Here is a 16,481-nt window from a genome sequence, read left to right on the forward strand (position 1 = left end):
AGCAAGTTTTTGGCTTATCTATGCTCTCGAAACGAAAAACTGTATTTTCGGCGACTCAAAATGACATAAAAAGTGCATGAAAAATCAAGGAATATTTTGGCAGAAAGTCAACAGCCTAGGCCGCGCGTGACCGTTGTTCAATTTTGTCACAAAATCTATAAAACTATTAAAACAAGTGTTATAGATTATGACACGAAATCAATAATCGACTATACTAAAAGAGTCGTAACAAAGGAGAATCAAAAAATGTCCAGAAGAGGTGGCTATCGTCGAGGAGCAGGACGCAAAGCAGTTTGGCAAGACCAAGAGACCCAAACCATTCGCGTTCCAGTCGCGCTGAAAGATCAGTTACTTGATATTGGGAAGGGGCTCGATCGCGGACAGGAATTCTATGATGGGAAGACTTGCGCTGAACTGCGAGAAGTCCTCCAGACTTGGGAAGCCAAGTGCCAAGAAAATGAGGAGTCCCCAGAATGGCAACCGGTTCGTCAACTTTTAGATGACATTCAAGCCGTCCTCGCCAAAAGACCCGTCAAAGCGTGTCGGCGTAGAAGATTCCGACATGGCTGTAACGCTGAGACTTCTGAGAAGGATGTGAACCTTTAAAAAATTGATCAATATCTGTCTTATGAATCCGCAATGACTTGGGATCATGTCAGAGTGGAGAATAGAGAATAATCGCCAAAAATGTCTAACTCCCATCCTCTCCATCCTGAATCAACGCCACTCACCTCTGATCCAGCAGAGCAGTTAGAGTATGAAAATTGGCTTTCCTTCCACCGGGTTTGGGGAACAATGAGTGATGCTACCATTAGCGCGATCGCGCATCACTTACAAGTCTTACCCATTGCAGCGAACACCGCCATCTACGAAGAAAGCCAAACGCCCCAAGGCATTTATTTTCTCAAATGGGGGACGGTCGAGATTTATCGCCGTTCTCCCCTCGGGAAAAGCCACATCACCTATCGCAATGCGGGAGAAGTCTTTGGCTATCTCCCCTTAGTCAACAATCAATGGCAATCTAAATATCAAGCCAATGCGATTGCCTTAACAGGCGCTGAAGTGTGGTTTCTCCATCGAAATGCCCTCAAAACCCTCTCTCAAGAGTATCCCGATCTGCAACAAGCGATTACCAATCTCCTCGTACAAGATTTAGAGCAATTTACCCAACGGGTCGCAACAGAACAAGCGAGAATTCAGGGGTTGCAACCCTACCTGCAACCGCTTCCCAACCCAGAAAGCAGGGTCGGGTCAAGCAAAGTTAGTCAAAAATTGGCTAAGTCGGTTAAAACTGCTCGTCAAGACCAAAAGCCCATTGTCTGCCAAGCCCAGCGAGGGACGGGCAAAACCTTCATCGCAAGCTTAATTCATCAGCAATCTGCTCTGGAAAATCAACCCTTTGCCGAGATTGACTGTGCTGCCCTCGCCCGAGAAGCCAAAGGGACAGTCAACAGTGATCGGATTTTTGGCAACGGCGAACAAACCATTGGCATTCTAGAACTAATTGAACGAGGCACTCTCGCCATCGATAATGCTCATTTACTGAGTAAAACTGACCGAGAACGCCTGTTTGAATATCTGAGAACGGGGATCATTTACCGCAACCAAACCACTACACCTCGGCAACTCTCAGTCCGCCTCATCTTGATCGCCCCCCCAAAAATATCGCTTCCCGATGTTGATCACCACAGCATTAAACTCCCACCCCTCAGTCAACGCAAAGCTGATATCACCGACTTTGCTCGTTACTTTGTGCAGAAGTTCTGTCAAGAGCGCGATCGCGCCCTAATGGAACTGGATCAAGCGGATTTGCGACGCATCTGTGTCCCATTGGCGGTATGAACGGCTTGTTTGCCAAACTCTCTATTTTGGAATTGCGCTCAACCCAACAAGTCTGTGGCAGTCAGTGCAGTACCTTTGGCTGCTACAAAGGGAGTGAGGCAACGCCTGTCAATTTTCCGACCCCCTACCCACAGAAGGACAAGCAACGGGGGGTTGTCCCCTTTATTCCCATCCCGCACAATTAAAAGATAATCGAGATTGTATGTTCTGCATGACCTGTCTGAAAGCGTGTCCCAATCGTTCGGTGCAGTTAAATCTGCGCTTCCCGGCAGCGGATTTGCTTGAAGGTCACCAGCCATTTTGGGCAGAAGCAGCGTTACTGCTGTTATTACTGGGCGGTGTATTTATGCACGAAGGCAATAAATTGCTTAGCTGGTTCGGTTTTGGAGATATTCCCTTAGATTCCCAACATTTGCTCGTTTCTTTGCCAGTGGTCTCCCTGCTGTTAAGCATTCCCTTGGTTCTTACCTATGGCGTTCAGCAATTAAGTCGGTTGTGGATGCGTTTGGTCTTTCCCATAGAGTAGCATTGATAGTAGGGTAGGGTGGTTAAAGCCCGTCATCAAGCAATTATATTAACGAAGCTGAACCTTCTAGTTGATTGAGCCATTCTCTAGCAGAATCGTGGGAAAGAGGACGACTTAACAAGGGATTCGCCAGTTCAAAAATGACCTCGTCAAGCATCTCTTCAAAGTCGCTTTCGTATTCAATATCCTCGCGTCCTTCAATGGCATTTGCCCAATTCTCTACATCTAATGATGACAGTTGACCGTCGAGATATCGTCTTAAAATATTAACAATCTGCTGTTTTTTGAGAATCACAAGTCCTCTTGCACTATCCCAACTATAGGAATTGAGCAGCTGCCAAATTTCCGATAAAGGTCGATCGAAGTTTAACAGTGAATTGAGGAGTTCGACTCTAGTTTTCATGGGTATTTTTGCTTGACGTGGACAATGCTATCATCAGCAGCGTAAGTAGTTTTAGTGTACAAAATCGTTATCCCTGCTGCATCTACTTGTTTTTCATAGGTGGCAAAAGACCCCGGAATATTTCTGGCGGGGACATCTGCTTGGAAGGCTTTTCCGCCATTAGGAAGATCGTAGATTCTTACTGGACTGGCACTTTTGGGTAAACGTTGCTGAAAACGAGCAAGATTATTGATTTGTTTGGCGTTTAACGAGGTCGCCATAGAATAAGGATACTGGAAAGCCTTACCTTTACAATTAAATCATCTTCAAACGACTTAAATTTCTGTAGTATTCAGGCAAAGGGTTGGTTAGTGGATAAAACTAATGAAATCAATTCTAAGTAATCTTTTTGCTTTCGGTGTCTGTTTGACTCCGGTAACTGGACCATTATCCGCTATCAAGCAATTATATTAACGAATTAGCAGAAGAAAGCTGGATCAAAAACCAAGGATGCGCGATCGCGCATTAAATTCAGTAATGATGACATGAGCTTTACTCGCCCCTGCCATAGCAAACATTTCCCCTTGAAGATAGTGATGTTTGATCGGACTGCTGCGTTCAATCTCTAAATACTCTTCAGGGGAGAAGTAAGCGTGGCTTTGGCTACGGGTCATTGTCCGATGCTGAGTGCATTTCGCTTCTAATTTTAGCCAATCAATCAAGTTTTTTGGGGTAACAATTTGAGGGAGATAGCGCGATCGCAAAACAGTTAAGTTGTCTTTTTTAGTTTATTGATGCTGTTTTATCTTGAATTTGGCGTGATCGCTGCTTTGATTTTGTGGGCAATGATCCGGTTGGGATCAAAAGAAAAGTTGAGATATTGAGGCAAATTCCCCCAAACACCTCGCCATCATTGCCACCGGAAAACTACGCTACACCCCCTTGGAAACCCTCTACGACCAACGAACCGAGCAATTTCTCCTGCAAAAATATCCCATCCGCTTCATTCTAGTATTTTTACTGAAATAAAAGTAAGTATAATGACTAGAAATCAGACTGGAAAATATTAGATTTGCTGCATTAAAAAATAAATTCGAGTTAATATAAAATCAATTTCTCTAGCACTTCCGGTTAAATAATGTTGCGTCGTCTTTCACAATGGCTCGAAAATCGTGCTTCTCGTCCTTCTTATGGCGGATTAGTCTTACTTTTAATTGCAATTGCTTTTTTTGGCGCGGCAACGAATACAATGGTTGGTTGGTTATACGCGCTAAGCGGTCTGATTTTTTCCCTGTTAGGACTGGCTGCAGTGCTTCCGCCAAGAGCATTAAAATCGCTTCAAGTACAACGTTGTCCGATTTATCCGGTGAGTGCCGGAAATCAGCTTACATTAGAATTAATTGTAGACAATCCTACCCTCCAACCGAAAACTCTTTTGCAAGTTATTGATCAATTGCCGATTCCGCTAGGAAAACCGGCTGGAAGCGCGATCGAGCTGATTCCTCCCCAAGAGACTTACCACTGGGTTTATACAGTAAAAGCGAAGCAACGGGGAATTTATCATTGGTCAGAGGTGGACTTACGTACCGCCACTCCCTTGGGATTATTTTGGAGTCGTCGTCGCCGTCAAGTTAATGCCACAGCCATTGTTTATCCGCTCGTTTTACCGCTGAAACAATGTTCCCTGCTCGATACATTAGGAGAAGAAGACAGCGATCAATTTCCGCAAGAAAGACGCTTCCAAGCGGCAACTGTCGGTTTAACCCGAGGTTTACGTCCTTATCGCCGAGGAGATTCGCCGCGCCTGATTCACTGGCGTAGTAGCGCGCGGTATGGGGAATTACGAGTGAGAGAATTAGAACTCTCGATGGGGGGGCAAGATGTCGTGATTGGTCTCAATAGCGCGATCGCGTGGGAAGAAGCAATATTTGAAGATGCTGTGATTGCAGCGGCTTCTCTCTATTTTTACGCCCGTCGCAGTCAGCTCAATGTTAAACTTTGGACGGCACAAGCCGGTTTGATTCAATCTCAGCAAGAAGTGTTAGAAGTTTTAGCCGCAGTGCAGTTTCAAGAATCCCAGCAACAAAGTCCACCCTCATTGCCTTTAATCTGGTTAACCTGTAACCCGAATGAAGTTAAAGATTTACCACGGGGGAGTCGTTGGTTATACTTTACCGGAGAAGAAAGAGAGTTGCCTGTTGAAAGTCGCTTTTCTGGGTTAACAATTAATGCTGCTGAATCCCTACAACAACAGTTACAAAAAACTCCCGAAAGAGGTTAGTGAATAGGTCGGTTGAGAATACAGCCAAGGATCACTCAGTCATGCCGATTCCAATCTAATTATTTCCATTCGCCGCTTTGAATGAGTAGTTCGTTGGAACGTAACAAGTTTTGTAGTTCTTGACTCTTATCAACACTCATCGGCTTTTCCATAATATGACCTTGAATAAAGAGACTAATAATCCTTGCGATTAAAGAACGAATTTCTGTTTCAGATTGAGTTGCCGGGAAATCCAGAAAGGTTGTCCCAGTCGTCGCATCAAGAGGGTGAGTGATCGAAAAATGATTAGCGCCTTCGAGAAAGACAACGTAACTATCTCCTCGCCCACCGGAGATGCCTTCTTGGAAAGTCCGTAAAATCGGAGTTATTGCTGTTTCCCAGTTCATGCCGTAACGATGACTGCTATTGGCAATCACCCCATCTTGCGTTCCTCCTAATAGCAGCAAAGGAAGCGAATCAGGTAAAGCTAAAATTGTCCCTGGTTCATAGCCATTATTCAAGCCACCGGCGGTATGGGCAGCATAAGCAAAAGCACCAGCAAGGTGAGGAAAGAACGCTTTACTGGCACTTTCAATGGCGACACGCCCCCCTGCGGAGTGACCGCCTAAAACAACTCGTTGCAAGTCGAGTAAACCGGACAATAAACCTTGTGTTTGGAGGTTTTCTAACTCCTGAAGCAGTGCTGGTAGTGCAGACGCAGTTGCCTTCTTACCATAATTATGCGGTGACCAAGCTTCAACATCAACCCCAGGCGTCAGAGCAACCACTCCCGGTAAATTTTCCGCTACCCAGGCAAAGGTGATCACAACTAATCCCTTTGCTGCTAAATCAATCGCCAGCCAATAATAGGCATCAGGGGGACAATTAAACCCATTAAAAAAAATGACAATTGGAAAAGGCGCTTGTTCAAATCTCGGCGGAACGACTCCGAAATTTTGCTCTTGAGCCTTTCCAGACAGTTGTCCCGGATAATAAACTTTGAGATGAATTGTGTCGTAGGGGGAGAGAGCGTTTTCAACTTTAACTGCTCGAAAGAAAGCGCGAACAGTATCCTGTGAATCCATAATGGCAAAAGTTCCCTCAAGGTTTAATGACGGGTTAGTTCAGGCGATGGAGAATGATGTTCAATTTTTGTCCCCAAAACCTCTAAAAAGGCTTTTAACCATTGGGGATGGGCAGGCCAAGCAGGGGCAGTAACTAAGTTACCATCAACAATCGCCTCATGAGTGGGAAGAGAAACATACTCTCCTCCCGCTTGTACCACATCAGGACCACAAGCGGGATAAGCAGTACAGCGTTTGCCTCGGAGGACATCAGCTGCAGAGAGGACTAAAAGTCCATGACAAATAGAAGCAATGGGTTTATTGGCTTGGGCAAAATGACGAGTAATATCTAAAACTTTTTCATGCAAGCGGATATATTCTGGGGCGCGTCCACCCGGAATCACGAGGGCATCATACTCATCAGGGTTAATCTCATCAAAGCTAGCATTTAAGGAAAAATGATGACCGGGTTTTTCGGAATAGGTTTGATCGCCTTCAAAGTCATGGATGGCAGTTTTAATGGTTTCCCCTGCTTTTTTATCCGGACAAACTGCGTGTACGGTATGACCGACCGTTTGCAGGGTTTGGAAGGGAACCATAATTTCGTAGTCTTCCCCAAAATCACCCACAATCATCAAGATTTTTTGACCGCTCATTGGACCCTATCTCCTCCTTAACTCAACTACTTTTTTGATTATCATGCCATGTCCTGGCAATGGAGTTCAAAATGTTGTTTCATTCAGCTGTATTTAAAAGATGTACTGAGGCAAGTTTCTGCAATCGCTGCTACTGTGTAAAAATAACAACTTGATTGCCTCCTTGTTCTTTTGCCTGATAGAGCGCTTGATCAGCTTGTTGAATCAGAATTGTCGAATCTAATTCCAAAGTGGGAATCATACTGGCTACGCCACAACTGACACTGAGGACATTTGTGTTCGATGGGTCCTGCTCATTAAAATTAAAAGTTGCCAGTTGGGTTCTAATCGATTCAGCAATTGCCAAAGCGTCCTCTGGTTCGGTATCTGGCAAAATCACCGCAAACTCTTCCCCGCCAAAACGAGCCACTTGATCCCTTGGGGAGCGAGCAACGGATTGCAAGATCTGAGCAACTTCCTGTAAACATTGGTCACCGGCTAAGTAACCGTAAGTATCATTGTATTGCTTGAAAGAATCGAGATCGCACAAAATTAAACTTAAATATTGCTGCTGAGGCTGCAGGTCATGCCACTGTTGATTGAAATAATCGTCAAAAGCTCTCCGGTTCGCCAGATTCGTGAGGGAATCAACCTGCGTTAAGGCTTGTAGTTTCCGATTTTCTGCTTCTAATTGCTCGTTGCGTAAACCGTATTCGTTAGCGACTTGACTGGGTTCTAACTCGGCTTGGACGCGTTCGCTGGCATCAATCATGAAAATAATTAAGGCATTATCTTGCCCAGGCTCATTCAGTTCACCGATTAAATATAAGTCGAAATATAAGATTTCCCCGAGGATTTCTTGGCGAGAAATTTCTTTCAGTTCAAAACTTTGTTTCTGTCCTTGAAGAATTGCTGTGGCAATTTCCTCTAGCCCGACTAATTCCGGAAAGCTCAACCGGACATCCATCCCCACTTGAATCAATTCCGGAGCGTCGGTAAAGCGCTGCGCACCATAAGAGCTCTCAAGAATCCTAAATTGGCGATCCACTCGAATATAATCGGGGTCTTTGGAAGCGAGAAGTTTCTTTAAAGCCGGATTCATTAAACTCATGTTTGGTAAGGCCCCTTCCTGCCATGTCAAATTTCCTGAGGAGTTCGCTGCAAAATGAGTCATTTCAAAACTATCCCAGAAGGAATCATTTTCTGAGGGAGTACTCATCGGTGAGGAGAAGTCCGCTGACGCTTCTCTAAAACGATTCGCTTTGAGATCAATCCTTTCTGGTTCCTCTGAGTCTTCAGCGATTAACAAATCACAATCAGCCAGAACCTCTTCGGCTGAGCTATATCGTTGGGCGAGAGGCAGAGCCAGTAATTGATCTAAAATGTTAGCTAAGCCTTCGCTAATCTGATTTTGACCCAAGTGTTGTCGCCACGCCCACTGATTTTGAGAATAATCGAAGAACTCTGTCGGCTTAACTCCTGTGAGTAAGTAAAGACTGGTTGCTCCGACACTGTAGAGATCGCTGGCGATTGTTCCTTTACCTTGGCTCTGCTCAGGAGGGGCATATGCGGTAGAACCGATAACGGTTCTGGAGGGATTCAATTCCGATAGTTTTAAGTCTTTAACGGCGCCAAAATCGACTAAAACTAACTGACCGTCGCGCGATCGCCGAATAATATTATCCGGTTTAATATCACGATGGATAATTTGTTTGGCGTGGATAAACTGTAAAATTTGTAAGATATCTTGGAGAAATTTGAGGAGTTTTTTTTCGTTGAAAACACCGTATTTTTTTAACTCTCTGCTGAGTTCAATGCCTTTAATATATTCTTGGATCAAATATTGGTGATTATTTTCAATGAAATAGGCAAATAATTCAGGAATTTGAGGATGCTTACCCAGTTCCTCCAGTTGTTGCGCTTCACGTTTGAAAAGGGCAGCTGCTTTTTCGATAAATTGCGGGCTCCGGGTTTGCGGAAAAAATTGTTTGATCACACAGAGGGGTTGGGAAGGTTTATCTTCATCAATGGCGACAAATGTTCTGCCAAAACTCCCGGCACTAAGGGGTTTAATGGCACGATAACGGTCTCGAAGCAACAATTTGGCACCGCATTGCTGGCAAAATTGCTCTTGAATGTGATTCTGGTGAAGACAATTCGGATTAAGACACTGACTCACAGTACTTAAGAGTATCAGGTTAATGCTTTAAATAATAGCGATTTTTGAACATCAATTCTAGGCAAGTGAATGGGGCAGACAATGATGTTTTTGAGTTGTAAGAGAGGTTCTATGAGTTGGCTTAAGGACCTCTTTTGCTAGGCAATACCACTGGCAAGAACTTGGAAAAGATGATCCACTTGTTTTCCTGTTTTTGCTGAGGTTAGGTTGATTTTTAAGACGCGTTCAGGATCAACGATTGGCGTCTGATTCAATAAGGTATCTAATTCTTCAGCGGTGAGTAAGTCAGATTTATTGAGAGCGATGGCAACCTGACCTTCAGGATTAATGGAAAAAAAGAGTTTTTGGTGATCGAGAAGATGGTCGATTGTCTGAGGACGACTGACATCAGCCACTAAAATTGCCCCTTTTGCCCCTTGCAAATAGCTGGGTGCAATGTTGCGAAACTTGGTTTGCCCTTCAATGTCCCAAATAATCAACTGGAATGTCTTAGGAGATATTTCCTGATCTGAAAAAAAGGTGATCTTTTTCCGCGAAATTTTTACCCCAACTGTAGATAAATAGTCATCACTGAATTGACGATCAACAAAACGACGAATGAGGCTGGTTTTACCAACGGCAAAATCGCCAACTAAACAAATTTTACGAGTGGGAATAGACATAAACAGAACAATCAACAGATTTAGTTTGTCTGAGAAGCATTGGTAGCGGGAACAAAAGCCTCAAATCGGGTCACTCGACTCTCTCGTGAGGCAGCTTGAGAGGTGACCCCCGGCGGAAACTCAATGGATGCAGAAGTAACAAGCCTTTCTGGAGCAATTCCTTGGTTGACTAAAGCCTTCTCTACCGCTTTTGCTCGCTTGAGGGCAATGTCGCGTTTCACTTGCACCTTACCAACTGTATCGCTATAGCCAATCATTCGTAAATGAACATGGGGATAGCGCTTAAGGAATTGGGCAATCGGCTGAATTTTACTCGCCAGATCGGCTGGGTTAATCTGGGCAGAACTGCCGGCAAAATAAATTTGTTGCCGGAGTGCTGGAGGTTCCAATTGCCAGGTATTTTGTACGGCTTCCACGCCCGGAATGGCAAGTAAACTACGAGAAATCTCTTCGGCGAGGGACAATTCTGAAATAACTCCTTTGAGGCTAACACTTCCGGCTTCATAAGCGGCGTTAATTAACGTGGCTTCTTGTTGATTAAAAACGCCTACGATGCGCTGTACTTCTGCCGCCACTGTTTCGGGTGGCGGGGGCACATTCACCGCAACAATTTGATTGTCAACGGCTAAATCATCAGGGATTTGACTTTGAGCAACGCGGCCTGCTTTTTCCCGGAGGGAGTCCTGCGGCACTCGCCCCGTTAAAGTTAACGTTTCATCTTTGAGATGGGGAATGAGCCGATAAACGGATAAGTCAGGGGCAGCATCCAGCGCGATCGCGACATCCCTTTCAATTTGACTGGCAACGCGATCGCGATACCAAACGATTCCCAACGGCACAAAAATTAAACTCGCTAACCCGATAACCAGTAATACCAAAGTGGTTGGAAATTTTTTGGCGGGTTTTTCCGGATTGCTCTCAGTTTCAAAACTGAGGAGTTTTTCGAGTTCGGATTGCACTGGTTCCGGAATGGTTTCTGGATCCCCTTCATACGTTTTAATGACATCGCCCTGTTCTTGCACGAGTTTGGCAAGGATCTGGCGAATTTTTGTTTGATAAGCCTGATCGGGATTGCCTTTGACGATAACAGCTAAGTAGCAATAGCCAGCAACTTCCAAGATAATGCGAGAATTGCCATATTCAATTTCGTTCAATTCGGTTGTTGTTTCTGAGTCAGTAACACAATCATTGACAAATTGGCGAATCGCCGTCAGCATCCCCGCTAGCAGATCAGATTCTAAGCGACGATCGCTCGAAACCGGTTGTGCGTCAGCAATGACTAATCCGGAAAGTTTCTGAATTAAAAACACGGCTTGTACCGTGAACGGCATTGATTCGCGCAAGATTAATTCCGCTTCAGAAACCCCTTGTATCCGCGCCCTGATTTTACGAGTAATACCTGCTGGAGAAAGGGCAGTTTCGACCTTTTCATTAATGGCTTGGATGACCTCTGCCATATATTTGCTAATGGTGTCGCCAATCACAGGATATAGGGCATCGACCATGGCATCCCTTTCCAATTCAATTTGGGTTTTAATGGCACGTCCCATCTCTGGACCAAGCGCTTCAGAAATGGCACTTTCTCGGAGGCGAGTTTGTTCTTTAAGAGCAAGGGCGATCTCGGGCGCGATCGCGCGGGCAATTTCTTTCGGAGCGGTCTGGATTTGTTGATTGATGGCAAGGGGAATGGCAGCGGAAATCGCATGAGCAACCGCTGCTCGATCTTGGCGAGAACGTTCTGCAATCACCTCATCAATCACAGGGACAACGGCTTGTAAAATTTCTTCTCGTGAGTTGCCTGTTTTTAGTTCTAGCAATTCCCGAATCAGCGGCAGTAACGGATCAATGAGATCCGTTGGGGTCTCAATTTGGTCTTGCAGTGCATTCAGTTTTTGATCTAAGTGCGCGATCGCGCGATGTAATCCTTCTGACTCTTTCTGATTCAGCGATTCGCTCTTCGTTTGAGCCGTAGGTTGATTGGCCGATCTCAACTGTTGTGCCGAATGCGACCAAGCTTCTAACTCAGCTAACAAAGTTAGAGGATCTTCCTCGAAGGAGAAGTCATCCTCGCTGTTCCCTGGTTCTTGCTGTTGGAAATTTTCCGGCTTGGTTGCTGAAGATTGATTTCTCTTCCGGGAATGGGTCGAATCAAGTTCTCCCTTTTTTTCTTCCTTAACAGGCAGAGAAGAAAATGGCTTCTGCATCGACTGTGCTGGCGTTTGCTTTTCAGCGTTCTCAGAGGTTGGTTTGAGCTTGAGGTGACCTAAGTCACTTAAGCAATCGAGTAACTCTCCTAGGCTATTAACTGAACCGGTTTCATCTTCATCATGTTTCTTTTCAGGCATTGTTTTTGCCTCGCGATCGCGTTATTGTTCTCCGGAATAAGAAGGAGTTTCTGAAGAATTGGGACGGTCAGGTAACAAATAATCTAACTGTTTTTCGGCAGTTTCAGACTCGGTTAAAACTTCCGAATCAGCTCCTTTGATTTTGAGGCACAAATTAAATAAAATTTCAGCAAAATCGTCTCGGGAAATCTTGGTTTGCCCTAAATCGCGAAAGTGACTCTCAATTTCTTCATCGAGTTCTTGTTTCAGATTCTGAATCTCTGTTCGCAGTTGCTCTCTTGTTTGCGACAGCTCACTGCGTAAAGATTCGCTATTGGCATTCAACGTTTGGTTCAGCGTATTGATTCGTACCTGTGTTCGCTGTCGATTTTCTTCTACCGATTGACGGAAATGGCTGACTTCCTCCTGGGAATTTAACCGCACATATTGCAGTTGTTTCTCCAAAGCGTTGATTGCTGATTGGATTTCGTTGGCAAGTTCTTCGCGCAATTCGCGCAAGTGATGATTGGTTGTTTCTTGGAACTGGGCTAAGTCCGATTCAAGCTGATCAAGACGGTACTCATACTCCCGGGATTGCTTACCAAAAAGTAACTCACGAATCTGATCAAGATTCCCTAAACGATCGCGCATCTCTTCCTTAGATGTTTCAGCCATCTCATTCCTTCAGTGATTGTATTGAACTTTATCTTAGTAGATTTATCAATTTATTAGTAGATTTGTCAATTTAATTATAAAAAAGTAGAGTGGATAATCCTCACTCTACTCACAAAGAGGCAGATGCCAATTCTGCAGCCCACCTCTTAATCTTTGGGTCAGATAATACCAAACCTGAGCGAGCGCTGTTTTCACACAAGCTCCCCCTTTGCCTGCCCGTTTTTGCCAATGGTGCCATTGCTCTTGTCAGAACTCTGTTACTTCTCGCGCTGTGTTGCGATTGTGTTTTCCCGAAGATGTCAGCTCATCACCCCCCCTTGTTTAATCGCACTGTTTCGGCTTGATCGTCGGGTGGAATTAACGATTGAACGCGATCATGTATCTAATCTTTATCTTCTTCCTGGTTACTACCCGGGGAATTATTGTACAGTGCATCCAATTTTTCCCGCGCGTCATCAACATTAACCGAGCGCATTACTAGCAGCGGTTCGTTAACGGGTTTACCTTGTTCATCTAATAACTCGGGATGAGAAGGGGCTTGTGCCGAAGTGTAACTGTTACGATTAAACGTGTTTCTATTTCGGCGAGAGTTCCAATTATTTCCTGTTCTTTGCGACTCAGTTCCTAAGGTGATCAAACTGCGAATTAAGTTACTAACAGCGAAAAAAGCAATGACGGTAAAAGCAATGATGTATAGAAGGTGTAACATAGTTTTCCTTAAAAGTAAATCGGAAGTATTTTCTAAATTCAGATTGCTCTAATTCAGCAGAGTCAATTAAAGGTTGATCAGTTTCTTAATATCTCTACATTTTAACCTGTTTCATTAATTCCTTGACGCGGTAGCTGTTGTTGCTGTTGTCGGTTTTGCATCGCCACTTGCCAGCATTCTGTGACCAGCTTATGCCAAGGCGCAATTGTTGACATTTCCACACCAACATGACCATCCGTTGCTTGAAATAAACTTTGAGTGGCACTCACTTCTTCTTGTGCTGTTTTCACGCGTTGCAGTAAGTCAGCTTGTTCCGCAGGCGATAGAACGGCGATTTGCTCCGATTCTAAGCGGGTACGAGACCGGGAAAACCAATACTGAAAGTCTTCCAGCAATGGCTCTAAAATTGCTTTTAATAACTCTTGTTGGTTGGATTCCGAAGCCATGACAGTTGGGATTAGGGTGTTTTCATCTTTCTTATTAACTATCTTAACTTTCTTTACAAAAATTAACGTCTAACTTAATGGGGAGGAAGGAAAGAGAGGAAAACGGGGTGAGGAGGTCAATCAGGTCTTAAGCGGATTCGGGTTTAGGGAGAGAAGAGGGATGCAGTAGCAGTTCAGCGGTGGAACGTTTTTCTACCATCTCCTTTGTAATTTGGCAGTGGCGGACATCTTTGCGGGAGGGTAAATCATACATCACATCGAGCATGATTTCTTCAATAATTCCCCGCAGCGCTCTTGCTCCGGTTTTCCGACGATTGGCTTCTTGCGCGATCGCGCGGAGGGCTTCGGAGGTAAACTCCAGCTCAATGCTATCCATCCCCAGAAGCTTCTGATATTGTTTCACCAGCGCATTGCGAGGCTGTGTCAAAATCGATACCAGTGCTTGCTCATCGAGTGGTTCAATCACTGCGGAAACGGGAATCCGTCCCACAAACTCCGGAATCATGCCAAATTTAATAAAGTCATCCGGCTGCAGATGCTGCAGAATATCTGCGGCTCGCTTCTCTTTGGTCAGAGTTTGTCCTTCTTCCCCCTGAATAAAGCCAATGGACTTGCGTCCCATCCGTTGTTCAACCACTTTATCCAAGCCAACAAAGGCTCCACCACAGATAAAGAGGATATTGCTGGTATCAATTTGGATGCAATCTTGATAGGGATGTTTGCGTCCCCCTTGCGGCGGGACATTGGCGACTGTTCCTTCCAACATTTTCAGCAGGGCTTGTTGGACTCCTTCTCCGGAAACATCGCGGGTAATGGAAGTATTTTCGCTTTTGCGGGCAACCTTATCAATTTCATCGATATAGATGATTCCACGCTGCGCTTTTTCCACATCCGAATCCGCAACCTGTAACAAACGCAGTAAGATGTTTTCCACATCTTCTCCCACATAGCCTGCTTCAGTAAGAGTGGTGGCATCAGCTACAGCAAAAGGAACTTCCAGAATTTCCGCTAGCGTCTGCGCCAGTAGTGTTTTTCCGCAACCGGTTGGACCAATCAACAAGATATTCGATTTTTGCAGTTGAACACTAGCCTCATCACTATACTTGTCTTGGTCTTCCAGGAGGCTTAGACGTTTATAGTGGTTATAAACGGCAACTGACAAAACCTTTTTCGCTTCTTCCTGACCAATCACATAGTCATCGAGATAACCTTTAATGTCTTTGGGCTTAGGAATCTCGCTAAAGGAGAGTGCTGGCGCTCCCTGACGCTTTCCTTTCTCTTCATTTTGGGCAGAAACCCGCTCTGGGCGCGATGAAGGTTCAATGAGTTCATCATCTAAAATTTCGTTGCATAGTTCCACACATTCATCGCAAATATAGACTCCGGGACCAGCAATTAATTTGCGAACTTGCTCTTGGGATTTACCACAGAAGGAACATTTTAAGTGGGAGTCGAATTTTGACATAGTCAGCACCAGCCTCTGGTATTAATATCGTCTAAGTTGCAGCTACTTCCCGAGGGGAACGAGTCTGCGAGGTAATTACTTGGTCAATTAAACCGTACTCTTTTGCTTCGGCAGCAGACATATAAAAGTCGCGGTCTGTATCTTCAGCAATACGGTCTAACGGTTGTCCAGTGTGGTAAGCAAGGAGTTCATTCAGGGTGTTTTTGATATAGAGAATTTCTCGGGCTTGAATTTCAATATCTGCCGCTTGTCCTTGGGCGCCTCCTAAAGGTTGGTGAATCATCATTCGAGAATTCGTAAGCGACATCCGTTTACCCGCAGCACCACCGGCTAAGAGAAACGCTCCCATACTAGCAGCCAGTCCGTAGCAAATGGTGGCGACATCCGGTTGAATTTGTTGCATTGTGTCATAAATAGCCATGCCCGCATACACCGATCCCCCGGGAGAATTGATATAAAGTTGAATATCTTTCTCAGGGTCTTCTGCTTCTAAAAATAGCATTTGGGCAGCCACGGAGTCTGCTATTTGGTCATCAACAGGCATACCGAGGAAGACGATGCGTTCCCTCAGCAGGCGAGAATAAAGGTCGAATGCTCGCTCGCCCATTCCTGATTGCTCAATCACCATGGGCACGACGGCATTTTGAGATTGAGACACAACCGGACGTGAGGCACGGTCACTACGGAGACTAGAAAAGGGCATTTGGGAGTAAATCATAGATTAATCGAATGTTTGGGTACGAACTGGTTAATTTCCTTCTGTCCTCATTATGACTTATTCTGCTGTTTCACTTTCAGCATCGACAACTGCTTCTGAGGCTGGTTGTGCTTCTTCCTCCTCGGTTTGTAAGCTACCTTCGGGGACTAATTCCACTTCTGCTTGTTCTCGTAACCAGGCGAGGGTTTTTTCTTGACGCAAGTCTTCCTCGACGTATTCCTGTAATCGGTCTTCGTCGTATTCTTGCTCTTGCTCGTCTAGTTCTTTTCTCACCTCATCCGCTTTGTTTTTCAATTCTTCCTCGGTGGGGTTAAGACCTTCTTGTTTGGAGATTTCCTGCAGCGCAAGGTTTTGCTTGAGGCGAGCAATGGCATCGGGGCGCGATCGCTGCTTCATTTGCTTGACTGCTTCTTCATTTAGCATTTGACGAGGATCAATTCCGTATTGCGCCAACTGCATCATTGATTGAGTGATGATTGTTTGTAATTCTTGTTCAATCATCGTTTCCGGCAATTCAATTTCCGTTTGCTCAATCAGAGCATTGACAATTGCTTCCTCAATATTACTTTTCGTTTGTTCTTGCGCTTGTTCTTC

General features: G+C 44.8%; 15 protein-coding genes and 1 pseudogene. 3 read left to right on the forward strand and 13 right to left on the reverse strand.

The features are described 5' to 3' along the window. The first annotated feature begins 246 nt into the window (after nucleotides 1–246). Both GVY04_18200 and GVY04_18205 read left to right on the forward strand, forming a co-directional pair. Entirely contained in the window at nucleotides 247–606 is a 360-nt protein-coding gene (locus GVY04_18200) for a hypothetical protein (protein ID NBD17987.1), read from the forward strand. An 81-nt stretch (nucleotides 607–687) separates the two neighbouring features. Beyond that, nucleotides 688–2,368, forward strand: a pseudogene (locus GVY04_18205) (cyclic nucleotide-binding domain-containing protein). Nucleotides 2,369–2,411: 43 nt separating this feature from the next. Here the strand turns inward: GVY04_18205 and GVY04_18210 are convergent. Together GVY04_18210 and GVY04_18215 are read right to left on the reverse strand one after the other, a co-directional pair. Beyond that, the gene (locus tag GVY04_18210; GenBank protein NBD17988.1) at nucleotides 2,412–2,777 is read right to left on the reverse strand and encodes a hypothetical protein; all 366 of its coding nucleotides are present in this window, start codon (nucleotides 2,775–2,777) and stop codon (nucleotides 2,412–2,414) included. Beyond that, nucleotides 2,768–3,031 carry a hypothetical protein gene (locus GVY04_18215; GenBank protein NBD17989.1) on the reverse strand — a complete coding sequence of 88 codons (264 nt, stop codon included), beginning with the start codon at nucleotides 3,029–3,031 and terminating at the stop codon, nucleotides 2,768–2,770. The genes GVY04_18210 and GVY04_18215 overlap by 10 nt, the downstream gene beginning before the upstream one ends. An 857-nt stretch (nucleotides 3,032–3,888) precedes the next feature. Between GVY04_18215 and GVY04_18220 the strand changes: the two genes are divergently transcribed. Next, a complete protein-coding gene (locus tag GVY04_18220) occupies nucleotides 3,889–5,031 on the forward strand; it encodes a DUF58 domain-containing protein (protein ID NBD17990.1) in 1,143 nt (380 codons plus the stop codon). Between the two features lie 59 nt (nucleotides 5,032–5,090). Here the strand turns inward: GVY04_18220 and GVY04_18225 are convergent, their stop codons facing one another. From GVY04_18225 to GVY04_18275, 11 genes are all read right to left on the reverse strand, one after another. Then, the gene (locus GVY04_18225) at nucleotides 5,091–6,095 is read right to left on the reverse strand and encodes a dienelactone hydrolase (GenBank protein ID NBD17991.1); all 1,005 of its coding nucleotides are present in this window, start codon (nucleotides 6,093–6,095) and stop codon (nucleotides 5,091–5,093) included. A gap of 23 nt (nucleotides 6,096–6,118) precedes the next feature. Continuing rightward, nucleotides 6,119–6,730 carry a DJ-1/PfpI/YhbO family deglycase/protease gene (locus GVY04_18230; protein NBD17992.1) on the reverse strand — a complete coding sequence of 204 codons (612 nt, stop codon included), beginning with the start codon at nucleotides 6,728–6,730 and terminating at the stop codon, nucleotides 6,119–6,121. Nucleotides 6,731–6,860: 130 nt separating this feature from the next. Further along, complete coding sequence (locus tag GVY04_18235; protein NBD17993.1) at nucleotides 6,861–8,888, reverse strand: diguanylate cyclase; 2,028 nt, start codon at nucleotides 8,886–8,888, stop codon at nucleotides 6,861–6,863. Between the two features lie 137 nt (nucleotides 8,889–9,025). Next, complete coding sequence (locus GVY04_18240) at nucleotides 9,026–9,550, reverse strand: GTP-binding protein (protein NBD17994.1); 525 nt, start codon at nucleotides 9,548–9,550, stop codon at nucleotides 9,026–9,028. 20 nt (nucleotides 9,551–9,570) lie between these two features. Beyond that, nucleotides 9,571–11,895 carry an OmpA family protein gene (locus tag GVY04_18245; protein NBD17995.1) on the reverse strand — a complete coding sequence of 775 codons (2,325 nt, stop codon included), beginning with the start codon at nucleotides 11,893–11,895 and terminating at the stop codon, nucleotides 9,571–9,573. Between the two features lie 21 nt (nucleotides 11,896–11,916). Then, complete coding sequence (locus GVY04_18250; protein ID NBD17996.1) at nucleotides 11,917–12,549, reverse strand: hypothetical protein; 633 nt, start codon at nucleotides 12,547–12,549, stop codon at nucleotides 11,917–11,919. A gap of 382 nt (nucleotides 12,550–12,931) precedes the next feature. After that, nucleotides 12,932–13,258: a DUF2973 domain-containing protein gene (locus GVY04_18255; protein NBD17997.1), complete on the reverse strand. Its 327-nt coding sequence runs from the start codon at nucleotides 13,256–13,258 to the stop codon at nucleotides 12,932–12,934. 101 nt (nucleotides 13,259–13,359) lie between these two features. Beyond that, entirely contained in the window at nucleotides 13,360–13,704 is a 345-nt protein-coding gene (locus GVY04_18260) for a DUF2605 family protein (protein ID NBD17998.1), read from the reverse strand. Nucleotides 13,705–13,831: 127 nt separating this feature from the next. Beyond that, nucleotides 13,832–15,169, reverse strand: coding sequence for an ATP-dependent protease ATP-binding subunit ClpX (gene clpX / locus GVY04_18265; protein NBD17999.1), 1,338 nt, complete (start codon nucleotides 15,167–15,169; stop codon nucleotides 13,832–13,834). A gap of 31 nt (nucleotides 15,170–15,200) precedes the next feature. Continuing rightward, nucleotides 15,201–15,872, reverse strand: coding sequence for an ATP-dependent Clp endopeptidase proteolytic subunit ClpP (gene clpP, locus GVY04_18270; GenBank protein ID NBD18000.1), 672 nt, complete (start codon nucleotides 15,870–15,872; stop codon nucleotides 15,201–15,203). 72 nt (nucleotides 15,873–15,944) lie between these two features. Next, a partial coding sequence (locus GVY04_18275) for a trigger factor (protein NBD18001.1) occupies nucleotides 15,945–16,481 on the reverse strand: 537 nt, incomplete at its 5' end.

The sequence above is a fragment of the Cyanobacteria bacterium GSL.Bin1 genome, from assembly GCA_009909085.1.
Classification (GTDB): Bacteria; Cyanobacteriota; Cyanobacteriia; order Cyanobacteriales; family Rubidibacteraceae; genus Halothece.

Coding starts and splice junctions, on each gene's coding strand:
- GVY04_18200 (NBD17987.1), top strand. CDS start 247: ATGTCCAGAAGAGGTGGCTATCGTCGAGGAGCAGGACGCAAAGCAGTT.
- GVY04_18230 (NBD17992.1), bottom strand. CDS start 6,730: ATGAGCGGTCAAAAAATCTTGATGATTGTGGGTGATTTTGGGGAAGAC.
- GVY04_18215 (NBD17989.1), bottom strand. CDS start 3,031: ATGGCGACCTCGTTAAACGCCAAACAAATCAATAATCTTGCTCGTTTT.
- clpP (NBD18000.1), bottom strand. CDS start 15,872: ATGCCCTTTTCTAGTCTCCGTAGTGACCGTGCCTCACGTCCGGTTGTG.
- GVY04_18255 (NBD17997.1), bottom strand. CDS start 13,258: ATGTTACACCTTCTATACATCATTGCTTTTACCGTCATTGCTTTTTTC.
- GVY04_18260 (NBD17998.1), bottom strand. CDS start 13,704: ATGGCTTCGGAATCCAACCAACAAGAGTTATTAAAAGCAATTTTAGAG.
- GVY04_18220 (NBD17990.1), top strand. CDS start 3,889: ATGTTGCGTCGTCTTTCACAATGGCTCGAAAATCGTGCTTCTCGTCCT.
- GVY04_18240 (NBD17994.1), bottom strand. CDS start 9,550: ATGTCTATTCCCACTCGTAAAATTTGTTTAGTTGGCGATTTTGCCGTT.
- GVY04_18245 (NBD17995.1), bottom strand. CDS start 11,895: ATGCCTGAAAAGAAACATGATGAAGATGAAACCGGTTCAGTTAATAGC.
- clpX (NBD17999.1), bottom strand. CDS start 15,169: ATGTCAAAATTCGACTCCCACTTAAAATGTTCCTTCTGTGGTAAATCC.
- GVY04_18250 (NBD17996.1), bottom strand. CDS start 12,549: ATGGCTGAAACATCTAAGGAAGAGATGCGCGATCGTTTAGGGAATCTT.
- GVY04_18225 (NBD17991.1), bottom strand. CDS start 6,095: ATGGATTCACAGGATACTGTTCGCGCTTTCTTTCGAGCAGTTAAAGTT.